This is a genomic window from Streptomyces sp. NBC_00539 (assembly GCF_036346105.1).
Taxonomy (GTDB): Bacteria; Actinomycetota; Actinomycetes; order Streptomycetales; family Streptomycetaceae; genus Streptomyces.
Window position 1 is genome coordinate 6,153,939 of the sequence record NZ_CP107811.1, and the last position, 21,551, is coordinate 6,175,489.

General features: G+C 73.2%; 23 protein-coding genes. 14 read left to right on the top strand and 9 right to left on the bottom strand.

The features are described 5' to 3' along the window. The first annotated feature begins 7 nt into the window (after positions 1–7). Together OG861_RS27740 and OG861_RS27745 are read left to right on the top strand one after the other, a co-directional pair. Entirely contained in the window at positions 8–472 is a 465-nt protein-coding gene (locus OG861_RS27740) for a (2Fe-2S)-binding protein (protein WP_329192970.1), read from the top strand. A gap of 155 nt (positions 473–627) precedes the next feature. Then, complete coding sequence (locus tag OG861_RS27745; protein WP_329192967.1) at positions 628–2,577, top strand: APC family permease; 1,950 nt, start codon at positions 628–630, stop codon at positions 2,575–2,577. 1 nt (position 2,578) lies between these two features. Here OG861_RS27745 and OG861_RS27750 read toward each other — a convergent pair whose 3' ends face one another. Both OG861_RS27750 and OG861_RS27755 read right to left on the bottom strand, forming a co-directional pair. Further along, the gene (locus tag OG861_RS27750) at positions 2,579–3,754 is read right to left on the bottom strand and encodes a helix-turn-helix domain-containing protein (RefSeq protein ID WP_329192965.1); all 1,176 of its coding nucleotides are present in this window, start codon (positions 3,752–3,754) and stop codon (positions 2,579–2,581) included. Positions 3,755–3,887: 133 nt separating this feature from the next. Then, on the bottom strand, positions 3,888–4,376 hold the full coding sequence (locus OG861_RS27755) for a hypothetical protein (RefSeq protein WP_329192964.1): 489 nt from the start codon (positions 4,374–4,376) through the stop codon (positions 3,888–3,890). 209 nt (positions 4,377–4,585) lie between these two features. On the opposite strand from OG861_RS27755, the gene OG861_RS27760 reads away from it, so the two are divergent. The 7 genes from OG861_RS27760 to OG861_RS27790 all read left to right on the top strand — a co-directional run bounded on the left by OG861_RS27760 (position 4,586) and on the right by OG861_RS27790 (position 11,659). Further along, complete coding sequence (locus tag OG861_RS27760; RefSeq protein ID WP_329192962.1) at positions 4,586–4,828, top strand: helix-turn-helix domain-containing protein; 243 nt, start codon at positions 4,586–4,588, stop codon at positions 4,826–4,828. 244 nt (positions 4,829–5,072) lie between these two features. After that, a complete protein-coding gene (locus tag OG861_RS27765; RefSeq protein ID WP_329192961.1) occupies positions 5,073–5,507 on the top strand; it encodes a hypothetical protein in 435 nt (144 codons plus the stop codon). Then, a complete protein-coding gene (locus OG861_RS27770) occupies positions 5,504–6,292 on the top strand; it encodes a transcriptional regulator (protein ID WP_329192959.1) in 789 nt (262 codons plus the stop codon). Before OG861_RS27765 ends, OG861_RS27770 begins: the two co-directional genes overlap by 4 nt. A gap of 71 nt (positions 6,293–6,363) precedes the next feature. Then, on the top strand, positions 6,364–6,813 hold the full coding sequence (locus OG861_RS27775; protein WP_329192958.1) for a roadblock/LC7 domain-containing protein: 450 nt from the start codon (positions 6,364–6,366) through the stop codon (positions 6,811–6,813). Positions 6,814–6,922: 109 nt separating this feature from the next. Beyond that, positions 6,923–7,297 (top strand): hypothetical protein, encoded by a 375-nt coding sequence (locus tag OG861_RS27780; protein WP_329192956.1) that lies wholly within the window; start codon positions 6,923–6,925, stop codon positions 7,295–7,297. Positions 7,298–7,473: 176 nt separating this feature from the next. Then, positions 7,474–11,034 carry a bifunctional glycosyltransferase/CDP-glycerol:glycerophosphate glycerophosphotransferase gene (locus OG861_RS27785; RefSeq protein WP_329192954.1) on the top strand — a complete coding sequence of 1,187 codons (3,561 nt, stop codon included), beginning with the start codon at positions 7,474–7,476 and terminating at the stop codon, positions 11,032–11,034. 136 nt (positions 11,035–11,170) lie between these two features. Further along, positions 11,171–11,659 (top strand): VOC family protein, encoded by a 489-nt coding sequence (locus OG861_RS27790; protein ID WP_329192951.1) that lies wholly within the window; start codon positions 11,171–11,173, stop codon positions 11,657–11,659. A 32-nt stretch (positions 11,660–11,691) separates the two neighbouring features. Here the strand turns inward: OG861_RS27790 and OG861_RS27795 are convergent, their stop codons facing one another. After that, positions 11,692–12,417 carry an SIR2 family NAD-dependent protein deacylase gene (locus OG861_RS27795; protein ID WP_329192949.1) on the bottom strand — a complete coding sequence of 242 codons (726 nt, stop codon included), beginning with the start codon at positions 12,415–12,417 and terminating at the stop codon, positions 11,692–11,694. 211 nt (positions 12,418–12,628) lie between these two features. Between OG861_RS27795 and OG861_RS27800 the strand changes: the two genes are divergently transcribed. Genes OG861_RS27800 through OG861_RS27810 form a run of 3 tightly spaced genes read left to right on the top strand, consistent with a single transcriptional unit; the run spans position 12,629 to position 14,265 of the window. Then, complete coding sequence (locus OG861_RS27800) at positions 12,629–13,078, top strand: hypothetical protein (protein ID WP_329192947.1); 450 nt, start codon at positions 12,629–12,631, stop codon at positions 13,076–13,078. 10 nt (positions 13,079–13,088) lie between these two features. Beyond that, positions 13,089–13,376, top strand: a complete 288-nt coding sequence (locus tag OG861_RS27805; RefSeq protein ID WP_329192945.1) for an ATP-grasp domain-containing protein — start codon at positions 13,089–13,091, stop codon at positions 13,374–13,376. Positions 13,377–13,422: 46 nt separating this feature from the next. Further along, positions 13,423–14,265 (top strand): GNAT family N-acetyltransferase, encoded by an 843-nt coding sequence (locus OG861_RS27810; RefSeq protein ID WP_329192943.1) that lies wholly within the window; start codon positions 13,423–13,425, stop codon positions 14,263–14,265. A gap of 54 nt (positions 14,266–14,319) precedes the next feature. Here OG861_RS27810 and OG861_RS27815 read toward each other — a convergent pair whose 3' ends face one another. The 3 genes from OG861_RS27815 to OG861_RS27825 form a co-directional block, all read right to left on the bottom strand. Further along, positions 14,320–14,763 carry a subtilase-type protease inhibitor gene (locus OG861_RS27815; RefSeq protein WP_329192941.1) on the bottom strand — a complete coding sequence of 148 codons (444 nt, stop codon included), beginning with the start codon at positions 14,761–14,763 and terminating at the stop codon, positions 14,320–14,322. Positions 14,764–15,081: 318 nt separating this feature from the next. Further along, entirely contained in the window at positions 15,082–15,543 is a 462-nt protein-coding gene (locus OG861_RS27820; RefSeq protein ID WP_329192939.1) for a Crp/Fnr family transcriptional regulator, read from the bottom strand. Positions 15,544–15,724: 181 nt separating this feature from the next. Next, positions 15,725–16,027, bottom strand: a complete 303-nt coding sequence (locus tag OG861_RS27825) for a hypothetical protein (RefSeq protein ID WP_329192937.1) — start codon at positions 16,025–16,027, stop codon at positions 15,725–15,727. 328 nt (positions 16,028–16,355) lie between these two features. Here OG861_RS27825 and OG861_RS27830 point away from each other — a divergent pair, with 328 nt between their 5' ends. Then, positions 16,356–19,094 carry a DNRLRE domain-containing protein gene (locus OG861_RS27830; RefSeq protein WP_330261889.1) on the top strand — a complete coding sequence of 913 codons (2,739 nt, stop codon included), beginning with the start codon at positions 16,356–16,358 and terminating at the stop codon, positions 19,092–19,094. Positions 19,095–19,151: 57 nt separating this feature from the next. On the opposite strand, the gene OG861_RS27835 is transcribed toward OG861_RS27830, so the two are convergent. Beyond that, on the bottom strand, positions 19,152–19,640 hold the full coding sequence (locus tag OG861_RS27835) for a hypothetical protein (protein ID WP_329192932.1): 489 nt from the start codon (positions 19,638–19,640) through the stop codon (positions 19,152–19,154). 61 nt (positions 19,641–19,701) lie between these two features. On the opposite strand from OG861_RS27835, the gene OG861_RS27840 reads away from it, so the two are divergent. Beyond that, positions 19,702–20,046 carry a hypothetical protein gene (locus OG861_RS27840; RefSeq protein WP_329192930.1) on the top strand — a complete coding sequence of 115 codons (345 nt, stop codon included), beginning with the start codon at positions 19,702–19,704 and terminating at the stop codon, positions 20,044–20,046. Here OG861_RS27840 and OG861_RS27845 read toward each other — a convergent pair. Then, positions 20,015–20,848, bottom strand: a complete 834-nt coding sequence (locus OG861_RS27845; protein WP_329192928.1) for a MerR family transcriptional regulator — start codon at positions 20,846–20,848, stop codon at positions 20,015–20,017. The genes OG861_RS27840 and OG861_RS27845 overlap by 32 nt on opposite strands. A 72-nt stretch (positions 20,849–20,920) precedes the next feature. Next, on the bottom strand, positions 20,921–21,367 hold the full coding sequence (locus tag OG861_RS27850) for a hypothetical protein (RefSeq protein ID WP_329192926.1): 447 nt from the start codon (positions 21,365–21,367) through the stop codon (positions 20,921–20,923). Positions 21,368–21,551: the final 184 nt, after the last annotated feature.

Consider the following 21,551-nt stretch of genomic DNA (forward strand, 5'->3'; position numbering starts at 1 on the left):
CCCCGCCGTGCCCTCGCACACCTTCACCGTCAACGGACAGAGCGTGACCGTCGACGCGCCCGACGACCTGCCCCTGCTGTGGGTGCTCCGCGACATGCTGGGCGTGCGCGGGCCGAAGTACGGCTGCGGGGTGGACGTCTGCAAGGCCTGCACCAGCCATCTCGACGGCGCGGACGTCCGACCGTGCGTCGTGCCCGTATCCGCCTGTGCCGGGAAGACGGTCACCACCATCGAGGGGCTGGCCGAGGGGGACAGGCTCCACCCGGTGCAGGAAGCCTGGCTCGAACAGGACGTCTCCCAGTGCGGCTTCTGCCAGCCCGGCCAGATCATGGCGGCGGTCGCCCTGCTGGAGCGCACCGCCACCCCCACGGACGAGGACATCGACGCCATAGCCAACATCTGCCGCTGCGGCACCTACTTCCGCATCCGGGAGGCCATCCGCAGCGCGGCGGCCAAAATGCGCACGGCGTAGTGACGACGGGCCCCGGGCACCGACGGGCCCGCCGACGTCCGGGGCGCCGAAGGGTCCGGGGCGTCCCCCGCCCGACGGCGGCCCCGCGCCACCCGGATCCGGGACACAGCACCGATAGAGGATGGAATGCACGGAAAATGGCTGATCATGCCTGAATGAGGCGTATCAATGCGAAACGCGTGTTGGTGGGTGAGCCGCTCGACACCGCCCGACTGGGCGAGACGCTCCTGCCCAAGCGGCTCGCCCTGCCGATCTTCTGCAGCGACCCGCTGTCCTCGGTGGCTTACGCCACCGAGGAGATCCTGCTGACCCTCGCCCTCGGCGGCGTCGCCCTGCTCCACCTCGCCTGGTACGCGGCCGCCGCCATCGTCTTCCTGCTCGTGGTGGTCGTCGCCTCGTACCGCCAGACCTGCCACGCCTACCCGGGCGGCGGAGGCGCGTACGTCGTCAGCGCGGAGAACCTCGGCCAAACCGCCGCGCTGACCGCCGCCAGCGCGCTGCTGGTCGACTACGTGCTCACCGTCGCGGTGTCCGTCGTCTCCGGCGTCGCCGCCATCACCTCGGCCATCCCCGCCCTCAACGACCACCAAGTCGCCCTCTCGGTCGCCTTCGTGGTGCTGCTCACGCTGATGAACCTGCGCGGCGTACGGGAGTCCGGGCGCGTCTTCGCCGTCCCGACGTACGGCTTCGTCCTCGTCATCTACCTCATGTTCGCGGTCGCCGCGTTCCGGATCGGGACCGGCGACACCATCCGGGCCGAGTCCGCCACGCTCCCGATCACCGCGGACGGGACGTACACCGGGATCGCGCTGGTGTTCCTCGCGATGCGTGCCTTCGCCTCCGGCTGTACGGCACTGACCGGCGTCGAGGCGATCAGCAACGGCGTGCCCGCCTTCCGCAAACCCAAGAGCCGCAACGCCGCCACCACGCTGGCCGCGATGGGCGCCCTGGCGGTGACCATGTTCATGGGCATCACCGTCCTCGCCATGGTCTACGAGGTGCACGTCGCCGCCGACCCCACCGAGCTGGGCCTGCCCCCGGGAACGCCGATGTCGACCGCGCTCGCCCAGATCGGACGGGCCACCTTCGGCGACTGGCACCCGCTCTTCTACCTGCTCCAGGCCGTCACCGCCGGCGTACTCGTCCTCGCCGCGAACACCGCCTTCAACGGCTTCCCGATGCTCGCCTCCATCCTCGCCCGGGACCGGTACGCGCCGCGCCAGCTCTCCAACCGCGGCGACCGGCTCGTCTACTCCAACGGCATCGTGCTGCTCGCCCTCGCCGCGATCGCCCTGATCGTCGCCTTCGACGCCCAGCTGACCCGCCTCATCCAGCTCTACATCATCGGCGTCTTCGTCTCCTTCACCCTCTCCCAGGCCGGGATGGTCCGGCACTGGAGGCGCGAACTGGCCTCGCCCGCCACCCCGAGGGAGGAGCGGATCCACATCCACCGCCGGCTCGCCATCAACGCGGTCGGCGCCACCCTCACCGCACTGGTCCTGGTCATCGTCCTCGTCACCAAGTTCACCCACGGCGCCTGGCTGGTCTGCATCGCCATGCCCGCCCTGTTCCTGGGCATGAAGGGGGTCCGGCGGCACTACGACGCCGTCACGCGACAGGTCGCCGTCCCCGCCGGCGCCCTTCCCCGCATGCCCGCCCGCCACCACGTCCTGGTGCTGGTCTCCTCCGTGCACGCCCCGACGCTCAAGGCGCTCGGCTACGCGCAGGCCCTGCACCCCGACACCCTGACCGCCGTGTCCGTGGCCGCCGACGAGCACGACATGCGGCGGCTGCGCGAGGCGTGGGCGGACCACGCCCCCGGGATCAGCCTCAAGGTGCTGCATTCGCCCTACCGCGAGGTGGTCGGCCCGATGATGGCCCACATCCAGGAGCTGGCGGCCACCGAGGGCGGGGACGTGCTGTCGGTGGTCATCCCGGAATACGTGGTGGGCCACTGGTGGGAGCAGCCGCTGCACAACCAGAACGCGCTGCGGCTCAAGGCGAGGCTGCTGTTCACCCCGGGCGTCGCGGTGATCGACGTGCCGTACCTCCTGGAGTCGGCGCAGGCCGGGGAAACCGGCGGGGCCGGGCTACCGGCCGGGTAGTTCAGCCGGCGGCGTGCTGGAGCACCGCCGCGTGCGCCAGCGCCAGTTCCACGACCTGTGCCGGATCGGACAGCGACCGGCCGGTGAGCCGCTCCAGTCGGCGCAGCCGGTTCGAGACGGTGTTGCGGTGGCAGTACAGGCGCTGCGCGGCGTACGTGGTCGAGCCCCCGCAGGCCAGCCAGGTTCCCAGGGTCGTCAGCAGCACCCGGCGGTCCTCCGGCGGCAGCTCCAGCACCGGGCCCAGCACCACCTTGCGCAGCCGCCCCGCGAGTTCGGCGTCAGAGGCGACCAGCGCCGCCGGGAGCCGTTCGTCCAGGAGCGTGGCGCCCGGGCCACCCGCCGCCGGGGCGGTGTGCAGGGCCAGCTCCGCCAGCCTGCGGGCGCCGGCCAGTTCGGCGGGGGACACCACCACCGGGCTCACCCCGGCCCGCGCGCCGGGCGGCGCGAGGAGCTCCCGTACGGCCTCCAGGGGATGGTGGCCCAGCTCCACCAGCCCGCTCGCGCCACCGGCGCGCACCCGCCACCACACGCGCGGGGCGCCGGCCGCAGCCGGGGCGGGGACCGGGCCGGGAGGGGACCCGCCCGGCCCGGACGCGATCACCGCGAACCGGCCCCGCTCCGGGAGTCCGAGCCGGGCGGCGGCCTCCGCGGCCTCCGCGGCCGTCCCCCCGTTGTCCAACAGCGCGTCGAGGAGGGCCGCCCGGTGCTCCCGGTCCCGGTCGGCGCGCGCGGCGACGGCGTCCCGGTACGCCTCTGACGCGGCGTCCGACATCCGCTCCAGCACCTCCCACAGCTCCGCCGCCGCCGGCAGCAGCCGCGGCAGCGCAGCCCGGTCGTGCGCGGTCACCGCCTCGGTCAGCGCCTGCCACAACGACCGCCCGGCGCGCCGGTATCCGCGCAGCAGGGAATCCAGCGGCAGTCCGCGCTCGGCCGCCTCCGTCCCCTCGGCGCGAGCCGTGTCGGCGCAGGCCCGATCCACCGGCAGCCCCCGGGAGACCCGGGCCAGGCCCGACACGGCCTGCCCCAGCGTGCGGTGGATCCGCTCGTGCAGCCCGGGCCGCCCGATCAGCGCGGCGTACGCGGGGTCCTCGGCCTGCGTCCGGTCGGTGAGCCGGTCCGCCGCCACGGTGATCCGGCGTTCCAAGTCCTCGCGTATCTCCTCGATGAGCCGCTCCATGCCGGGCAGCGTGACACGCGCGGGGGCGCGGTGGGGAGCCCCGGGAACGGCCCGCGTCCCCCGCGGCGTCAGGCACGCCGCCGCGGGCCTTGCCCGTGGCGAGGCGGAATCCGAAAGACCTCACCCGCGCGAACTAGCGCACCCCGGACTCCGGTTGGGGCAGGCCCAGGCCGGCGAACAGGTCCTGCGCGAGGTGCTCGGTGAAGACGGCCGACTCCGTCAGGGCGCGGCGGACCGCGGCCCCGTCGGCGGTGAGTCCGGCCGCCGCCGACCACGCCAGGGCGGCGCACACCGCCGGCAGCACGGGGAACTCGTGCACGGGTATCCCGTAGTCCACCGCCTTGGCGCGATCGAGCAGCGCCCTCCAGCGGTGCCCGGCCGGCGCGGTGGCCTCGACGAAGCCGACGTCACTGTCGAGGAACTCCACCGCCACCACCGGCGCGTCCACGAGCCGGGCCAGCCGCGCCACACCCTGCCGGTCCGCTTCCTCGAACTCCGCGGACCGCCAGCCGGCCACCGCCGGGGCCGACGCCTCGACACCGGTGAAACCTGCGGCTTCCATCAGGTCCGGCAGCCGTCGCGCCGCGGACCGTACGACCAAGGATCCCCCTGAGTTACCCATGCCGACAACGGTACGGCGGCCCACTGACAATCACCGGGAAGTCCGTACCCGCGCAGGGGAACCGCCCGCTCCCACGAGGAAGATCGCGCTTCCCGGGCGCCGGGCGGTGGTTGATCTTATGCTCAGGTTTACGCGAGTCAGCTGGTTTTGTGGCCGGTGAGCGACTTTGATGGGTTTGCCAGCCTCGTCACGGAGCAGGGGGACTCATCATGGGCACCGAGCACACCCACAAGGACAGCGCACCCACCCTGATCGGTTCCGTGCAGCGGGCGCTGCGCCTCGTGGAGGCGATGCACGCGGAGGGCGGTGCCACAGCCAAGCGGCTCTCGCGGATCACCGGGATCCCGCTGCCGACCGTCTACCACCTCTTGCGCACCCTCAGCCACGAGGGGTACGTACAGCGCGAGGGCGGAGCGTTCCGGCTCGCGGACGACCTGCCACTGGCGTCGTGAGCGGAGCGTCCCGCTCGGGCCGCCGGAAGGAAGCCGGTGGCGCTCGGCCGTCGTGATCGAGCCGTCAGGATCCGGCCCTCGTGATCGGAAGCTGACACGTTCCGGCCAAGCTGGCACGTGCTACCGCGCATGTTCCAGCGGAAAATGCCAGAACGCCTTTTCGCTCTGTGGAAGTTGAGTAAGTTCCCTCCTGTCGCGCCGTACGACCGTGCACCCAGCACGTCAAGCCGGGAGGGGAGCCCGCGTGCCCGGGATCGACGAATGTCTGCTCGAAGCCATGGCCCTGCCCGGTGCGCGGGGCGCCGCGCTGGTCGACTGGAGCAGCGGACTGGCCCTCGGTACCGCGGGGGACTCACCGGTGGGCGACCACGAGACCACCGCCGCCGAGACCGCCGAGCTGGCCCGCGCGGCCGCGGAGTACGAGTCCTTCGCCCCGGCGGAACCGGGAACCGAAGCCGGATCCGGTCCGGGAGCGGGACCCGGCCCGGGCGCCCCCGCGGGCCCGCCCGTGGAGGACCTGATCGTCACCACCCGGACCGGCTACCACGTCCTGCGCTTCGTGGAGACCAGCTTCGACAGCAGCGTCTTCCTCCACCTCTGGCTCGACCGCGCCGACGGCAACCTGGCCCTCGCCCGGCACAGACTCCGCACCCTGGCCGAGGGACTGGTGCTCAGATGACCGCCGCAACAGCGAGCCCCGCCACCGCCGTCTCCCCGCTGCTCACCCGCCTCGCCGCCGAGCGCGCCACCGGCGCCCTGCTCCGCGACCGCGGCACGCTCTTCCTGGAGCACGGCCGGGTCGTGCACGCCGAGAGCCCCTCGACCCCCGGCCTCGGCGTCCTGCTCACCGCCGGCGGCGGCCTCGCCCCCGAACGCTGGAACGAGGCCATCAGCCAGGCCGGAGCCCGCCGCCAGGTCGCCCGGTTCCTCGTGGACAGCGGTGGCCTGGCCGGCGGGGAGCTGGAGATCTGCCACGTCGCCGCCATCTTCGACGCCGCCTTCTTCGCCCTTTCCCCGGGCAGCGGCCCCTCCCGGTTCCGGCGCGGCGCCACCCACTGGATCGGCTCCGTCCGGTCCGTCCCCGCGGCCGCCGTCGAGCGCGAGACCCGGCGGCGCCGGGAACTCCTGGACGCGGTGTGGCCGTACCCGCTGCTGGACACCGCCCCCGTGGTGCCCCGCCCGGCCGCCCCGGGCCAGACGGTCACCGCCCGCCAGCGCCTCCTGCTCCGGCAGGCCGACGGCGTGCGCACACCCGCCGACCTCGCCTGGGTGCTGGGCCGCCCGGCCTTCCACACGCTGCTCGACGTCCGCAGGCTCGCGGCCGCCGGCCTGGTCGAGACGCCGTACGAGCCCGCCCCGGCACCGGTCGCCGGGGCATCCCTGCCCGACTGGATGACCCAGACCCAAACCCCGGACGTGGCGCTGCTCCGCCGGTTACGCGACGCACTGGAGGCAAGCCTGTGAGGCTCCCGCTGCGACCGGTCCTGCGCGCCGACCGCTCCGAGCGCAGGCAGCCCGAAAGGAGGCCGGCCGAGATGAGCACGGTGATGGTGACCGCCGAGACCGAAGCCGAGATACGCGCGGAGCTGCGGCGCCTGCGGGCCCGCGTCCCCCAGCTCACCGGCGCCCTCGCCGCGAGCGCCGACGGCCTGGTCCTCGCCCACGACAGCGCCGCCGCCGAAGCCGAATCCGTCGCCGCGCTGACCGCGGCGGCCCTCGGCGTGGCCCAGCGGCTCAGCGACTGCACGGGCCAGGGCGGCTTCCGGGAGCTGCTGGTCCGCGGCGAACACGGCTACGTCGCGACCTACGCCGCCGGGGAGGCGGCCGTCCTCACCCTGATCGCCGAACCGCGCGTCAACGTGGGCCGGCTCCACCTGGAGGCCCGGCGCTCCAGCCTGCGCATCACCGAACTCGTCGAGCACGGCCTCGGCCGGCGCGGAGGCCCGGTGGCCCCGCCCATGCCGACCGAGGCGCCGTCTCCCTGAGTTCCTTACGAAGACCACGGCAGACCGCCGCGACACGGCGTCCCGGCACAGCCGCTCCCACAGCGACAGCAGACGACGACAGCAGGAACGACAGAGAAAGGCAGCACTCATGGCCAACGTGGAGACCGCCCTCAAGGAAGCCACCACCACCATCGACGGCGCGCTCGGCGCCGCGCTGGTCGACTACGGCAGCGGCATGGCGCTCGGCACCGTCGGCGGGGGCAAGGACCTCGACCTCGGGATCGCCGCGGCGGGCAACACGGACGTGGTGCGGGCCAAGGTCCGCACCATGGAGATGCTCGGCCTCAACGACGAGATCGAGGACATCCTGATCACCCTCGGCAGCCAGTACCACCTGATCCGGCTGATGAAGGCGCGCAGCACCGGAGGCTTCTTCCTCTACCTCGCGCTCGACCGGGGACGCGCCAACCTCGCGATGGCCCGGCACCAGCTGAAGAAGATCGAAAGCGAGCTGGAGATCTGAGGAGTACCCGCGAGGGTCGCGACGGCGCGGTGGCGGGCGGTTGAATTCTTTGCCGTCCGCCCGGCGACCAGGGGCGATATGTCCGAGGATGGGCGGACTTTATCATCCCGTTACCGAGTAAGATGCTCTAATCGGTTGATCATCAACAAAGCAAATAGCTGGAGAACCTGCCACCCATGCCCCCGCGCCTGAGCATCGTCGTACCGGTCTACAACGTCGAGCTCTACCTCGACGAGTGCCTGGAGTCCATCGCCGCCCAGACCTTCGAGGACTTCGAGGTCGTCCTCATCGACGACGGATCCACCGACGCGAGTGCCGCGATAGGCGAGGCCTTCGCCGCGCGGGACGACAGGTTCCGACTGGTCCGTCAGAAGAACGCCGGACTCGGTGCCGCCCGCAACGCGGGTGCCCGTCACATATCCGAAGGCAGCGAGTACCTCGCCTTCGTCGACAGTGACGACACCATGCCGGTGGACGCCTACCAGCGGCTGATCGAAGCCCTCGACGAGACGGGTTCCGACTTCGCCGGCGGCAACGTGCTGCGCTTCCGCTCCGTCGGCATGCAGCAGTCCTGGGGACACCGCGCCCCCTTCGCCACCACCAGGCTCAAGACCCACATCTCCAAGTTCGCGCCGCTGGTCACCGACCGCACCGCGTGGAACAAGGTCTACCGGCGCAGCTTCTGGGACGAGCACGGCTTCCAGTACCCGGAAGGCATCCTCTACGAGGACGCGCCCGTCAGCATCCCCGCCCACTACTTCGCCACCAGCGTCGACGTGATCAGTGACGTCGTCTACCACTGGCGGGTGCGCGAGACCGGCGAGCGCTCCATCACCCAGCGCTCCACGGACCCCGTCTCCGTGATCGACCGCGTGACGTCCATCCGGATGGTCCGCGACGCCCTCAAGGGCAAGCAGGGCGAGAAGTACGCCCGGTACCTGCGCGAGTACGACCACAACGTGCTCAGCGAAGAGCTGCCGCTCATCTACAAGTACGTCGGTGAGGGCGGCCCCGAGTTCCGCGCGGCGTTCGTCAAGGAGGTCGGCGGCCTCATCCGGGAGATCGGCACCGGGCCCTGGACCGACCTCACCGTCGCCGACCGGCTCAAGGCGTACCTCGCCCGCGAGGGCCGCGTCGAGGAGTTCATCGCCCTCAACAAGCACCAGAGCGACTACTCCTACAGCGTGCCGGTCAAGGGACTCGCCCGCCCGCAGGCCGACTACCCCTTCCTCACCGCCCCCGTGCCGCCCAAGCTGCTCACCCTCGGCCCGCGCGAACGCCGCGTGGTCAGCCGCCTGGAACAGGCCGCCTGGAGCGACGGCAAGCTGCTCCTGCGCGGCTACGCGCTGCCCGGCCACCTCGGCGCGGAGAGCCGCCTGGGCTCCCGCAAGATGCTGGTCTTCCGCGAGCAGGGCAAGCGCCGCCGCAGCGTCGTCACCGCCCGGACGGTCGCCTCCCCGATGGCCACCGTCAACGAGTCGCACCTCGCGCTGCGGCACGCGGACTGGGCCGGTTTCACCGCCGTCGTCGACCCCACGGTCTTCCAGACCGGCGGGACCTGGAACGACGGTACGTGGACCACCTCGATCGCGGTCACCGGCGCCGGCGGCCTGCACCGGGCGCGCCTGCGCGGCGGCGACCACGACAGCGGCCACAACCCGCCCGCCTACTGGGCCACCCCCGACGTCCGGATCGTCCCCACCGTCGCCGGCGCCCTGACCATCAAGGTCGAGGTCGTCCGCGCCCGGGCCCTGGACGTACGCCCGTCCGGCGACGAAGCCGTCGAGGTGTCCGGCGAGCTTTCCACCGAAATCGGCCGGGGCGCCTCGCTGCGCGCGACGCACGTCGGCAGTGACGACACCCTGACCGTCGCGCTGGACACGGCGGACGCCGCCCAGAACGGCCGCGTCCCCTTCACCGCCGTCCTGCGCCTGGCCGAGCTGGCCGACGTCCCGCTGCCCGGGCCCGGCGAGTGGGGCCCCCAGGCGTGGAACCTGTCCGTCGTCCGCGCCGACGGCACCGAACACCCCCTGACGCTGGACGAGCGGGGCGGCTTCACCGGACTGGTCGTGCCGGTGCCCGGCGACGCCACCGGCCGCGCCGTCTTCGCCAAGCGCGGCACGTCGGGCCACCTGGTCCTGTCCGTCCAGGCCTCGCCGCCCCTCGTGGACACCGTCACCGCCAAGAACGGCACCCTCACCCTCGCCGGCAGCTTCCACGCCCCCGCCGACGCGGCCGACGAGCCGTACGAGCTGGTCCTGCACAACCACCACGGGAGCGAGTTCAGCTACCCCGTGACCCGTGACGGCGACCGCTTCGAGGCCTCCTTCGAACCGGTCCTGCCCGAGCCGTACGCCGGCCGCACCACCCTGCCGCACGGCCGCTGGTGGCCCACGCTGCGCCCGGTGAGCCAGGGCGGCACCACCGCGGGCCTGCTCGGGGTCGACCGCGGCGCGCCGCTCCAGCTGCTGCCTCCGGTCCTCTTCTCCGGACCGCACCACCTCACCGTCGACGGCCGCCGCATGCGCGTCGAGGCCCGTCTGTACGACCGGCTGGTGCTGAACAGCGACCCGCTGATCAGCCCGCACGACCGCTCGCGGTACGCCCAGCGCGTCGCCCGCGACATCACCTACCCGGCCCAGTCCGCCCTGCCGGTCAAGGACATGGTCGTGTACGAGACCTTCCAGGGGAACGGCGCCGGCGACTCGCCGCGCGCCATCCACGAGGAACTGGTGCGGCGCGGCGAGAAGCTGGACCACGTCTGGCTGGTCCGCGACGGCCGCGCCGAGGTCCCGTCGACCGCCCGCGCCGTCCAGTACGACAGCCTGGAGGCCTGGGACGTCCTGGCCCGCGCCCGCTACTACGTCGTCAACGACAGCGTGCCGGGACACTTCCGGCGCCGCCCCGGGCAGACCGTCGTACAGACGTGGCACGGAACGCCGTTGAAGCAGATCGGCCACGACTACCTGCACGACTACTACACGAGCCCCGAGGCGCTCGACGCGCTGCGCCACGACGCCGCCCAGTGGTCGCTGCTCGCCTCCCCGAGCTCGTACGCGACCCCGGTACTCAAGCGCGCCCTCGGCTACGACGGCGAGATCATCGAGTCCGGCAGCCCGCGCACGGACGCCCTCGTCCGCCCGGACGAGCAGCGCGTCGCCGAGGTCCGGCGGCGGCTCGGCCTGCCCGACGGCAAGAAGGTCGTCCTCTACCTGCCGACCTGGCGGGAGAACCGCGAGGGCTGGTCGAACGGCTACAAGCTGGACCTGCAGATCGACCTCGAAGCCGCCCGGCGCGAGCTCGGCGAGGACCACGTCCTGCTGGTCCGCGGTCACCACAAGGTGAACGAGCAGGTCCGCGAGGGAGCCCGTGACGGCTTCGTGGTCGACGTGTCCCGCTGGCCCGACACCACGGACCTGCTGCTCGTCGCCGACGTCCTGATCTCGGACTACTCGTCCGCGATCTTCGACTTCGCGCTGACCGACCGGCCGATCCTGCTGTTCACGTACGACCTGGAGCACTACCGCGACACGCTCCGCGGTTTCACCTTCGACCTGGAGAAGAAGGCCCCGGGGCCGCTCCTCGCCGACTCCGCGAGCCTGATCGAGGCCGTGCGGAACGCGGACGCGGTCGCGGCCGAGCACGCCGAGGCGCGGGCGGCGTTCCGCGCGGAGTTCTGTGACCTCGACGACGGTCACGCGGCCGAGCGCGTCGTCGACCGGATGCTCGCCTTGTAATCCGTACGAGTGCATTACCCGAGGGACACAGACCGGTCCCCGGCCCACCGATGAGTTCCGGGCCGGGGGCCGGTCTGTATGCAGGAGACGGCACCCGCTTCCGGGTCCGTCCCGCGCACCCACCCTGGAGGCAGTCATGAGCAGCAGCACCGGCTTCACCACGTGCCTGTGGTTCGACGGCGACGCGGAAGCCGCCGCCGACTACTACCTGTCCGTCTTCAAGGACGGCAAGCGCGGCCGCACCGTCCGCAGGAACGAGGCGGTGCCCGGCCCGGGCGGTGAGGTGCTGTCCATCGAGTTCGAGATCAACGGGCAGAAGTTCCTCGGCCTCAACGGCGGCCCCCAGTTCCCCTTCACCGAGGCCGTCTCGTTCATGATCCACTGCGCCGACGAGGCCGAGGCGGACTACTACTACGACGAGCTGAGCGGCAACGGCGGCGAGGAGTCGGCCTGCGGCTGGGTCAAGGACAGGTTCGGGCTGTCCTGGCAGGTGGTCCCGGCCGGCACCCTCGACCTGATCGCCGACCCCGATCCGGGACGGGCCGCGCGCGCGACGGCCGCCATGATGACGATGAAGAAGCTGGACGTGGCGCACATGCGCCGGGCGGCCGACGCCGAGGGCTGACCGGGGGCGGCCAGGGGCCGGACAGGATCCGATCAGCCGCCGATCCGGGCCAGCAGCGCCGGCAGGGCCGTCCCGATCGGCTGGCGGATCACCTCGTGAGCGAGGGCGTCGTACGGGGTCTCCTCCGCGTTGACGATGATCAGGCGGGCCCCCGCCTCGGCGGCCATCCCGGCCAGCGAGGCGGCGGGCTGCACCTGGAGGGTCGACCCGACGGCGATGAACACCTGACACCCCTTGGCCACCGCCATGGCCTGCCCGAGCACCTGCGGGTCCAGCCGCTCGCCGAACATCACCGTCGCGGCCTTGAAGATCCCGCCGCAGGCGTGACAGGCGGGATCCGGCTCCCCGGCGGCCACCCGGGCCAGCGCCTCGTCCATCCCCGACCGGGCGTGGCACGCCGTGCACACCACGGACCGGGCCGTCCCGTGCAGCTCGAACACCTTGCGCGCGGGCATCCCGGCGAGCTGGTGCAGGCCGTCCACGTTCTGGGTGATCACCCGGACCGGCGTACCGCCGCGCTCCAGCTCCGCCACCGCGACGTGCGCGGCGTTCGGCCGGGCCCCGAGGGCGCCGATCTCGGCCCGCATCAGCCACGATCGCCGCCGGACGTCCGGATCGGCCATGTAGTACGCGTACGTGACGAGCTTCTCGGCGTCCGGCTCGCGCCGCCACAGCCCTTGCGGCCCCCGGTAGTCCGGAATCCCGGAATCGGTGGACATCCCGGCCCCACTGAACACTGCGACGAGCGGCTTCCCCATGAGCCGACCCTACGCAGACCAACCCCGGCCCGCGAACCCGTTTTCCGCGCACCGGTTTTCCGCGGCTCAGGCCCGCGCGGGCCCGTCCGCGGGGCCCCGGCCGGACCGGGGGAGCGGCCCGAAGGCCACAGTGGTGAATCCCGCCCCCACTGGGGTGAGGTCCCCGCCGCGTCCCGCCCGGCCGGACCGCGCGGGCAGCTACAAACCGGACATGAAGCTCACCCCTCACCTCCCCGGCGCGCTGCTCCTCGCCCTGACCGCCCTTCTGGTCCCGGCGGCGGCCGCCACCCCCGCACTGGCCGACGCGCCGCCGTTCGGGGACATCGCCGCCCTCGCCCGCCGGCACACCGCCGCCCAGATCAGCGGCTTCCTCACCGGTTTCTACGGGGTCCACGGGCCCTCCGCCCACGACCGCCGGCACCGGGTCTCCCAGCAGCTCAAGGACAAACAGAGGAACAACCCGGACAGCGACGTGCTGCTGTGCGCCCAGAGCAAGCCCAACCGCATCACGGTCGGCCCTGCCACCGTCGCCCAGAACGCCGGCGTCGGCTGGGCCACCGTCACCACCCACTGGGACGGCGGCGCCACGGACACCTTCACCGCGTACGTACGGCTCGACAGCCGGCCGATCCGGGTGGACGACGTGATCTGCGCGGGCTGACCAGGGGCGGGTGAGCCGGGGACGCCGCAAGGGCGTTGTCCCGCCTTCCGGCCGGGCGCCCCGCATCAGGTGGGCCGCCCGCCCGGACAGCCCGTCGGCCGACACCCTGACGCCGGACCCGGATCCGCTGCGGGCGGCTGTCGAGGCACTGCGATGCCGCTTCGTCACCTCCGGCCCCGCGCTGCGCGCGGACGGCGTCCGGCGGGTCGCCGAGTTGGGTGACGGGCAGGTCGGCGACCTGCACCGCGAGGCCGATCCGGCCGCGACCACCGCATTGCTGACGATGAGTCAGACCTGACGGGCGGGGCTGCGTGGGCGCGGTGGCGTCTGGTAGAAACACCGGCATGACGGGCTTCGAGATCACCGGCGCGAGCGCCTGCGACATGGAACTCATCCGCTCCTGGGCCGAGGAGGAAGGCTGGAACCCGGGTGTCGGCGACCGTTTCGCCTTCGCCGTCGCGGACCCCGGCGGATTCCTCGTCGGCCGGCTCGACGGGGAGCCGGTGGCCTGCATCTCGGCGGTCCGCTACGGCGCCGGCTTCGGGTTCATCGGCTTCTACATCGCCCGGCCGGCCGTGCGCGGCCGGGGGTACGGGATCCGGCTGTGGAACGCCGGGACGCAACGGCTCGACGGGCGCCTGGTCGGCCTGGACGGGGTGGTCGAGCAGCAGGGCAACTACCGCAAGTCCGGGTTCCGCCGGGCCTGGAACAACGTCCGCTACGAGGGGGTTCCGGCGGCCGGTGACGACCGCGGGGTGCGGCTGGTGGACGCCGCCTCGCTGCCCTTCGCGGAACTCGCCGCCTACGACCGCCTGTTCTTCCCGGAGGCCCGGGACTCCTTCCTCGCGGCGTGGACCGGGCTGCCCGGGCGGACGGCCCTCGCCGCCGTCCGTGACGGACGGGTCGAAGGCCTCGGCGTGGTCCGCCCGGGCAGCGCGGCCGCCAGGATCGGCCCGCTGTACGCAGCGGGCCCCGAGGTCGCCGCGAGCCTGCTGCGGGGGCTCGCTCGGCACGCTCCCGGCGGGCAGGTCGCCGTGGACGTACCGGACGCGAACCCGGCCGCGGTCGAGCTGATGGCCGGGCTGGGGCTGGTGCCCACCTTCGAGACCGCCCGCATGTACACCGGCCCGGCGCCGGAGCTCGACCTGGCGGGCCTCTACGGGGTCACGAGCCTCGAACTGGGGTGACGCGGACCGGGCGGCGGTCGCACGGCGCCGCCCGGCGGGTTTTCGTGCGCCGTCCTACACGTGGAACAGGACGCCCTCACTGCTGCGCAGCTCGCACGGGTTGGCGAAGGTGTGCGCGTAGTTCAGCCGGCGGCCCTGCCACACTCCGTCGGTCGTCACCGTCACCGGGTTCCACTCCCTCGTACACCGCACGTTCGCGCGGGGCGCTGTCAGCGCGTCCGGCGAGCCACCGGTCGCCCGCAGTTCGGCGCACGCCGTTGCCGGGTCCGGGTGCGTGCCCGCCGGCCGCGGAGCGCACACCAGCGTCACCGCGCGCATCACCGTCGCCTGGGCGGGGTCCTCTCCGCTGGCGACGCTGACCACGAGCGCCGACGGGGCGTAGAGGGTTTCGGCTCCGGTGGGCGCCGCGTCGGCGGCTCCGGACCCGGCCAGCGCGGTGAGAGCGGTGAGCGCCATGGCTCCGGAAGCCAGTCCCAGACTCCTGCTGATGGACCGCATTTCGAACACTCCTCGGGGTTGTCGTGCCGGATAACGGACGGGAGTCTTGCCCATGCGGCGCCAGAACGCTCGTTCGGGCCGCGATTTCGCGTCACCGTTCGTAAGCGCATGAGTGCAGTCCGCAGCGGTGACGGTCCGTTGACCAGTGCGAACGGAGAGCACCGAAACGGCCGAAGAAGCCCGCTTCCGGGGGGCTCATGGGACGGGAGGGACCGGGCCCGCACCTCGCTGACCGGCGGCGCGGGCCGCGGATCGCGGCTTCGGGGCTCCCGGCGGGCCCGAGGGCTCGGCGGCCCGAAGGTTCGGGAGCCGGGGAGTTCAGCGGGTCGCCGGGCTGCGCGGCGCGTACAGATCGAGGAGCCGGGTGCGCGTCTGCTGGAGCCGCATCGCCAGCACGCGCCCCACCCAGTGCCCGATGGCGGATCCGAAGGCGGGGTCGGCGTCCATCAGCATCCGCACCGTCGGCGCGTCGAACTCGTACGCCCGCACCAGGGTCATCGCCTCGGCGCTGAGCTGCCAGGTGTACGGCGGGAAGAGCCAGGACCAGCCCACCAGTTCACCCGTGCCGAGGCTCTCGATCGGGGCGGCCCGGCGGCCGGGGACGGGAAGCTCCAGGGTGACGGTGCCGGAACGCACTATCCAGAAGGAATCCGCCCGGCTGCCCTCGTCGAAGATCCGAGTGCCCTCGCGGAAATTGACCTCCCGGGACAGGGCCATGAGCCGCCGGCGATGCTCGGTGGACAGCACGGCGGCGAGCCGGATGGGGGAAGGTGTGCTCACGACGGCCTCCGATCACGACCCCCCACAACGGTGCTGCTCACCTCAGTGTCGCCGACTCCGGCGCAAGGGGTAGTGCGACGCCTCGATACGGCGCTCCGCCCCCCGGTGGCCACTCGCTCCGCCCCCGTGGCCGCCCGCCCCGGGACCTGTGGGTCACCGCCGTTGCACGGGAAGTGACGGCTCAGTCCTCGGCGCCCGCCTCCAAGCAGGCCAGCTCCATCGCGTCGAGCACCGCCTCGTGGCTGCGCCGGCTCAGCTCGGCCACGTTCTCGATCTGCGCCGTCGCCCAGGCGGCGAGGGTCATCACCAGGACCCGGAGTCCGTCGGTGCCGTGTTCGGCGAGGATCGCATCGGCCACGATCATGGCCTCCTCGGGGACCTGCTCCGGCGGTTCCAGCCCGGCCAGGCCCCGCAGCATCGCGAGGGTCCGCCGGGAGATCTCCGGTGTCATCCGCGCCAGCCGCATGTCTTCTTCGTCGTCCATCCGCCCACCTCCGGTGCCGTGCCGAACGCCTGAGGGCACGGTAGAGCGGCACGGGTCCCCGCGGGGTGGTTTTCCCCGGGGTGCGCCCGGGCGAACGAACGCGCCGGGGCGCGGCTCCCGTACGTCGCAGGGGCCGGGCGACGGCGAACCGCCGCCCCCGGGGTCCGGTTCGGCATCCGATGGGTCAAGTGCCGTGCCCGGCGGACCGATTCGCCCTAGGGTGTGCGCCCGTACGTACGACCATCGGACCGCTTCCCGGGCCGCCGGCCGTACGGCCGTGTCCCGCGCGGCGCCCGTGCGGGGCAACGCACACCGAACTGGGGGGTTCATGCGTAGATCCAGAGGGACGGCCACCGCTCTCGCCCTGTCCCTGGCGGGCACCGCCACCGCCATCGGCCTCGGCCTCGCCCCGCAGGCGGCGGCCATCACCCCGCCCGTCGCCTTCACTGCCGACGCGCTGCCCACCTGGCAGCCCAACGGCGTCGTGTGGGCCCTCGCCGAGGCCGGGGGCACGGTCTTCGTCGGCGGCACCTTCTCGGCCGTACGCCCTCCGGCGGACGGCGGCGGCAGCGAGCGGCCCGCCGTGAACTTCGCGGCGCTCGACGCCGCGACCGGCGCCCCCACCTCCTGCTCCCTGGACTTCACCGTCGGCGGGGGCACCGCCACCGTACGCGCGCTCACGCTCTCACCCGACAAGAAGACCCTCTACGCGGGGGGCTACTTCGGAGCCGTCAACGGCACGCCCGTCTCCAGCATCGCCGCCATCGACGTGGCCAGCTGCACGGTGAAGACCTCCTTCCGGCCGGCCTTCGCGGCGACCGTCCGGGCCCTCGCCGCCACGGGCGACACCGTCTACGCCGGCGGCGACTTCCTGACCGTCTCCGGCCAGCCCCGCAGGCGCTTCGCCGCGGTCGGCGCGAGCGACGGCGCACTCAAGCCCTTCACCGCCGACGCCGACGAGCCGGGCCGTGCCCTCGAAGTCACACCGGACGGGAACAACGTCGTACTCGGCGGTGACTTCTTCACCGTCAACGGCACGAACACCCATGCCCTGGCCGTCGTCAACGCGACGAGCGGCGCCCTCACCAAGGCCTACCCGGGCTTCATCGAGACCAACTCGGTGGTCAAGGACATCGCCACCGACGCGACCGGCTTCTACACGGGCAACGAGGGCACGGGCGGCGGCGTCTTCGACGGCCGCATCGCGCTCGACCTCGGCGACTTCAACCAGCGCTGGCGCGACACCTGCCTCGGCGCCACCCAGGCCGTGCTGCCCTACCAGAACGTGCTCTACAGCGCCTCGCACGCGCACGACTGCTCCAGTGTCGGCGAGTACCCCGACGGCCGGCGCCACCACCTCCTGGCCCAGCCGACCACCAGCGTCGGCAAGCTGGGCTGGGCACCCGACACCAACGACGGCATCGGCGAGGGCATCGGCCCGCGCGTGATGACGGTGGGCTCCAAGGCCGGGGTCCCCTACCTGTGGGTCGGCGGCGAATTCACCACCGTCAACGGGGCGGCCCAGCAGAGCCTGACCCGCTTCGCCTCGACCGGCGACACCGGGGCGCCGACCGTGCCCGTCGCGAGCGCCGTCAGCTTCAAGCCGGTCGAGGTGCAGGTGCGCTGGCGCACCAGCCTCGACCTGGACGACAGCGCGCTCACCTACCGGATCTACCGCAACGGCTCCGCGACCGCGATCGGCACGGTCACCGCGGACTCGCTGTTCTTCAAGCGACCGCAGGCCTCCTGGACGGACACCACCGTCCTCGCCGGACAGTCCTACACGTACCGGGTGACGGCCACCGACGCGGCCGGCAACACCAGCGCCCTGTCCGGGACCGCGTCCGTCACCGTGCCCACCTCGGTCGACGCGTACCCGAACGCCGTCCGTACCGACGGCGCCCAGCAATTCTGGCGCTACGACGAGTCGGCCCTGCCGTTCGTCGCCGACTCCTCGGTGGCGGGCAACGAGAGCGGCGTCCACCTGAACGGACCGGCACTGCGCCAGTCGCCCGGTGCGGTCAACGGCGCGAGCACCGCGATCGGCTTCAACGGCACCAACACCCAGGTGTACGGCGACAAGCGGCAGACCGTGGGCAGCAGCTACTCCATCGAGACCTGGTTCAAGACGAACACCACCCGGGGCGGCAAGCTCGTCGGTTTCGGCAACAACCAGGACCGCGGCAGCAGTCGGTACGACAAGCACATCTACATGACCAATGACGGCCGGCTGGTCTACGGCGTCTACACAGGAGCGACCCGCACCCTCACCACCGGCAACGCCGAGCGGTACAACGACGACAAGTGGCACCACGTCGTCGCCACCCAGGGCCCCGGCGGCATGACCCTGTACGTGGACGGCGCCCAGAAGGGCACCCTCAACGTCACCACGCACGAGGACTTCACCGGCTACTGGCACGCGGGCGGCGACAACCTCAACGCCTGGCCCGACCGCCCGACCAGCGACTACTGGGCGGGACTGCTCGACGAGACGGCCGTCTACCCGAGCGTGCTGAGCGCGGCGCAGGTCCAGCACCACTACGCCCTCGCCACCGCACCCGCCGACTCGGTCGTCCAGCTCACGGCGGCCGAGGACACCTACGCCAACGCCGGCGCCCCCGGCACCAACTACGGGGCCTCGGGCTCCCTCGCCGTCCGCGGGACCCCGCTCTACGCGAGCTACCTGCGCTTCAACCTGCCCGCCGCGCCGGCCGGGACGGTGCTCAAGTCGGCGACGCTCAGCGTGAAGACCAGCACCATGAGCGGCGCGGGCACCACGGACACCGTCTCGGTGGTCCCGGTCACCGGGGCGTGGACCGAGGGCGCAACGACGTACGACAACCGCCCGGGCCTGGGAGCCCCGGCGCTCGGCGGCTTCCCGGGCGTCCCGGACGGCTCGGCCGTCCACACTGCCGGGCTGGACACGGCCACGGTGGCGTCCGCCCTGGGCACCGCCTATGGCCTGGCACTGACCAGCACCGGAACCGACGCCCTGTGGCTCTGGTCCTCCGAAGCCGCGGCCGACGAAGGCACGCCCCGGCTGACGCTGACCTTCGGCGCGCCGTGACCCGCCGCTGAGCGGGGGGCGGTACCGCCCCGGACGGTACCGCCCCGGGGGCGGCCCTCAGCGGGGCGGTTCGACCTCCAGGAAACGGCGGCGGCGGGGGCCGCGGTACAGCAGGCATTCCCACCCGTGCCGCTCCAGCACCCGCCCGCACTCCGACAGCCGCTCCTGCTCCTCGTCCGCCGCGCCACCGCCCGGCGGGCCGAGCCAGGACACGTGCACCCGCCCGGGTTCCGGCGCGGGCGCCACCCGGTAACCGCTCCGCGTGCGCCGCCCGTCCGGGGCCACCGCCGACGGCGCGACGCCCGAGGCCTCCAGTACGAGGGCCACTGCGCGCGGCATCCGGCGCAGCTCCCACGGGGCGGGAACCCCGGCACCCCGCGGGCCGTTCACCAGACGCCGGATCTGCATCAGCCCCTCGTACGCCGTCCGGACCTCGGCCGCCCGCCCGGGGCCCGCCGGCGGGGCCGGGCCGTCCCCGGTCGCCGCCTCGAAGCCCTGCCCGCCCGGTTCCTCCGCCACGCACACCACCCCGTCTGAGTACGCCACGTCCAACGGCATGAGTATCCGCACCGATTCCCCGCCGGGCCCCCGCTGGTCGAATGGCGGCATGAAGAACGAAGCCGCGCGCGGCCCGCACCACCCGCGCATGCAGCAGGTCGCCACCGCCGGTTCGGCGCTGGCCGTGGCACTGGTCCCGCTGGTGGTCGGGGTCCTGGTCGCCAAGGGGATGTCCGCCGACCCGCACGCCCCCGTCAACGCCCTGATCGCCGGGGGCGGCCGGCGCGCCGGGCTGCCCGGCGCCGAGTGGCGGCGACGCGGGCACACCGCCATGCGCCGGCTGCGGACCGCCCGCGAGGGCACTGCCCGGCGCTGCGCCGCCGCCCGCGGACGGCGCACGCGGCGTGCACCGGCCACGGCCGTCAGGGGGTCAGGGGCTCCTGGAGTTCGGTGACCCACTGCTCACGGTCCTCGGGGCAGGCAAGGCCCAGCTCGCGCGCGAACCCGGCCGAGCGGTGACCGTGGGCGTCGATCCACCGGGCCAGCGCCTGCACCGTGGGCAACACGTCGTCCATCGGCCCGCGGTGCACCACGGTCGCCGCCCGCTCGACCCCGGGCAGCTCGACGATCCTCACCGCACCCCCGAGGTCCCGGGCGTGGACGGCCGCTGCGACGGGGAGCCCGGCGTGCACCAGGACGGATCCGGGCGCGGCGTCCGGAGCGTCCTCGTAGTAGGCCAGACCCGGGCCCGTCGGAACCACCCCCGCAGCCTCGACGCGGCTGCACAGCTCCTCGTACAAAGGACCGATGACCGGCCCGATCTCCTGCGGGGCGTATCCGGCGGCGACGCCGGTCACCTCCGCCAGCCGGACGGGCGGCAGGCTCTTCACGACGATCTCGTCGGTGGGCATGGTCCCCTCGCTCTCGATGGTCCGGAGCCTCGTCTCGACCTCCGCCAGCCTCGCCGCTGCTGCGGCCAGGGCGCTCTCCAGTTCCGCCCGCCGCAACCGCAGCATCCCGCGCAGCTCCGCCACGCCCGGCCGCTCGTTGAGGATCGCCCCCACCTCTTCGAGGGTGAAGCCGAGCTCCTTGAGGGCGATGACGCGGTTGAGGCGGGTGAGCTGCTCGGCCTCGTAGAAGCGGTAGCCGCTGGCGGGGTCGACACGTGCCGGACGCAGCAGTCCGAGGGCGTCGTAATGACGCAGCATGCGGACCGACACCCGGCCGTACTTCGCGAAGTCTCCGATGGTGAACATGACGCCTCCATTGCAGGGCCTGACACGGTGTGAGGGTCAAGCCCCGAGCGCCCGGACCGGAATCCGGGCCGGTCAGCGGTCGTACTGGCGCACGCACAGGTCGACGACGGACGGCGGTACGACGCCCTCCGCGGCCGCGCACAGCTCCTCGCCGCCCCGGCCGCGCGGGACCGTCCTGCGCGGTGCGTCGGGCGGGCGGACCCGCCGGGGGGCGGCGGGCTTCGCGGCGTGCTCGCCGCCCCTGCGGGCGGGGTGCACGCGGGTCTTGCCCTTCGGCTGCCCCTCGGCCTCCGGCCCGGGGTCGGGGGCCGCATCCGGGGCCGGGCCGGGGTCGGGCAACGGGCTCAGCGGCAGCGGCTCGGACGGGGGAAGGACGGGAGGTGCGTCCGGGGCGTCGACGGGCGGCAGCGAACCCCGGGCGGGACCCGCGGCGGGCTCACCGGGCCCGACCGACACGCAGCCGGCGCTTGCCAGGAGCGCGAGGAGGGAAAGGGGCAGGGCGGCCCGGCGTAACTGCATTCCCCCACCATGCCGCACCCCGGACGGCCCAGACGCGCCGCTCACGCGTCCGGGTGACACGATGCGCGCCGGAGCTCGCAACCCGCCGGCCCGACCGGAGGGAACGGGCGGATCGGACACCGGGCTTGACCGGACCCGTCCCGGGCGGCAAGAGTGCGCCCCGATCAAGCACCACGGCGCGACC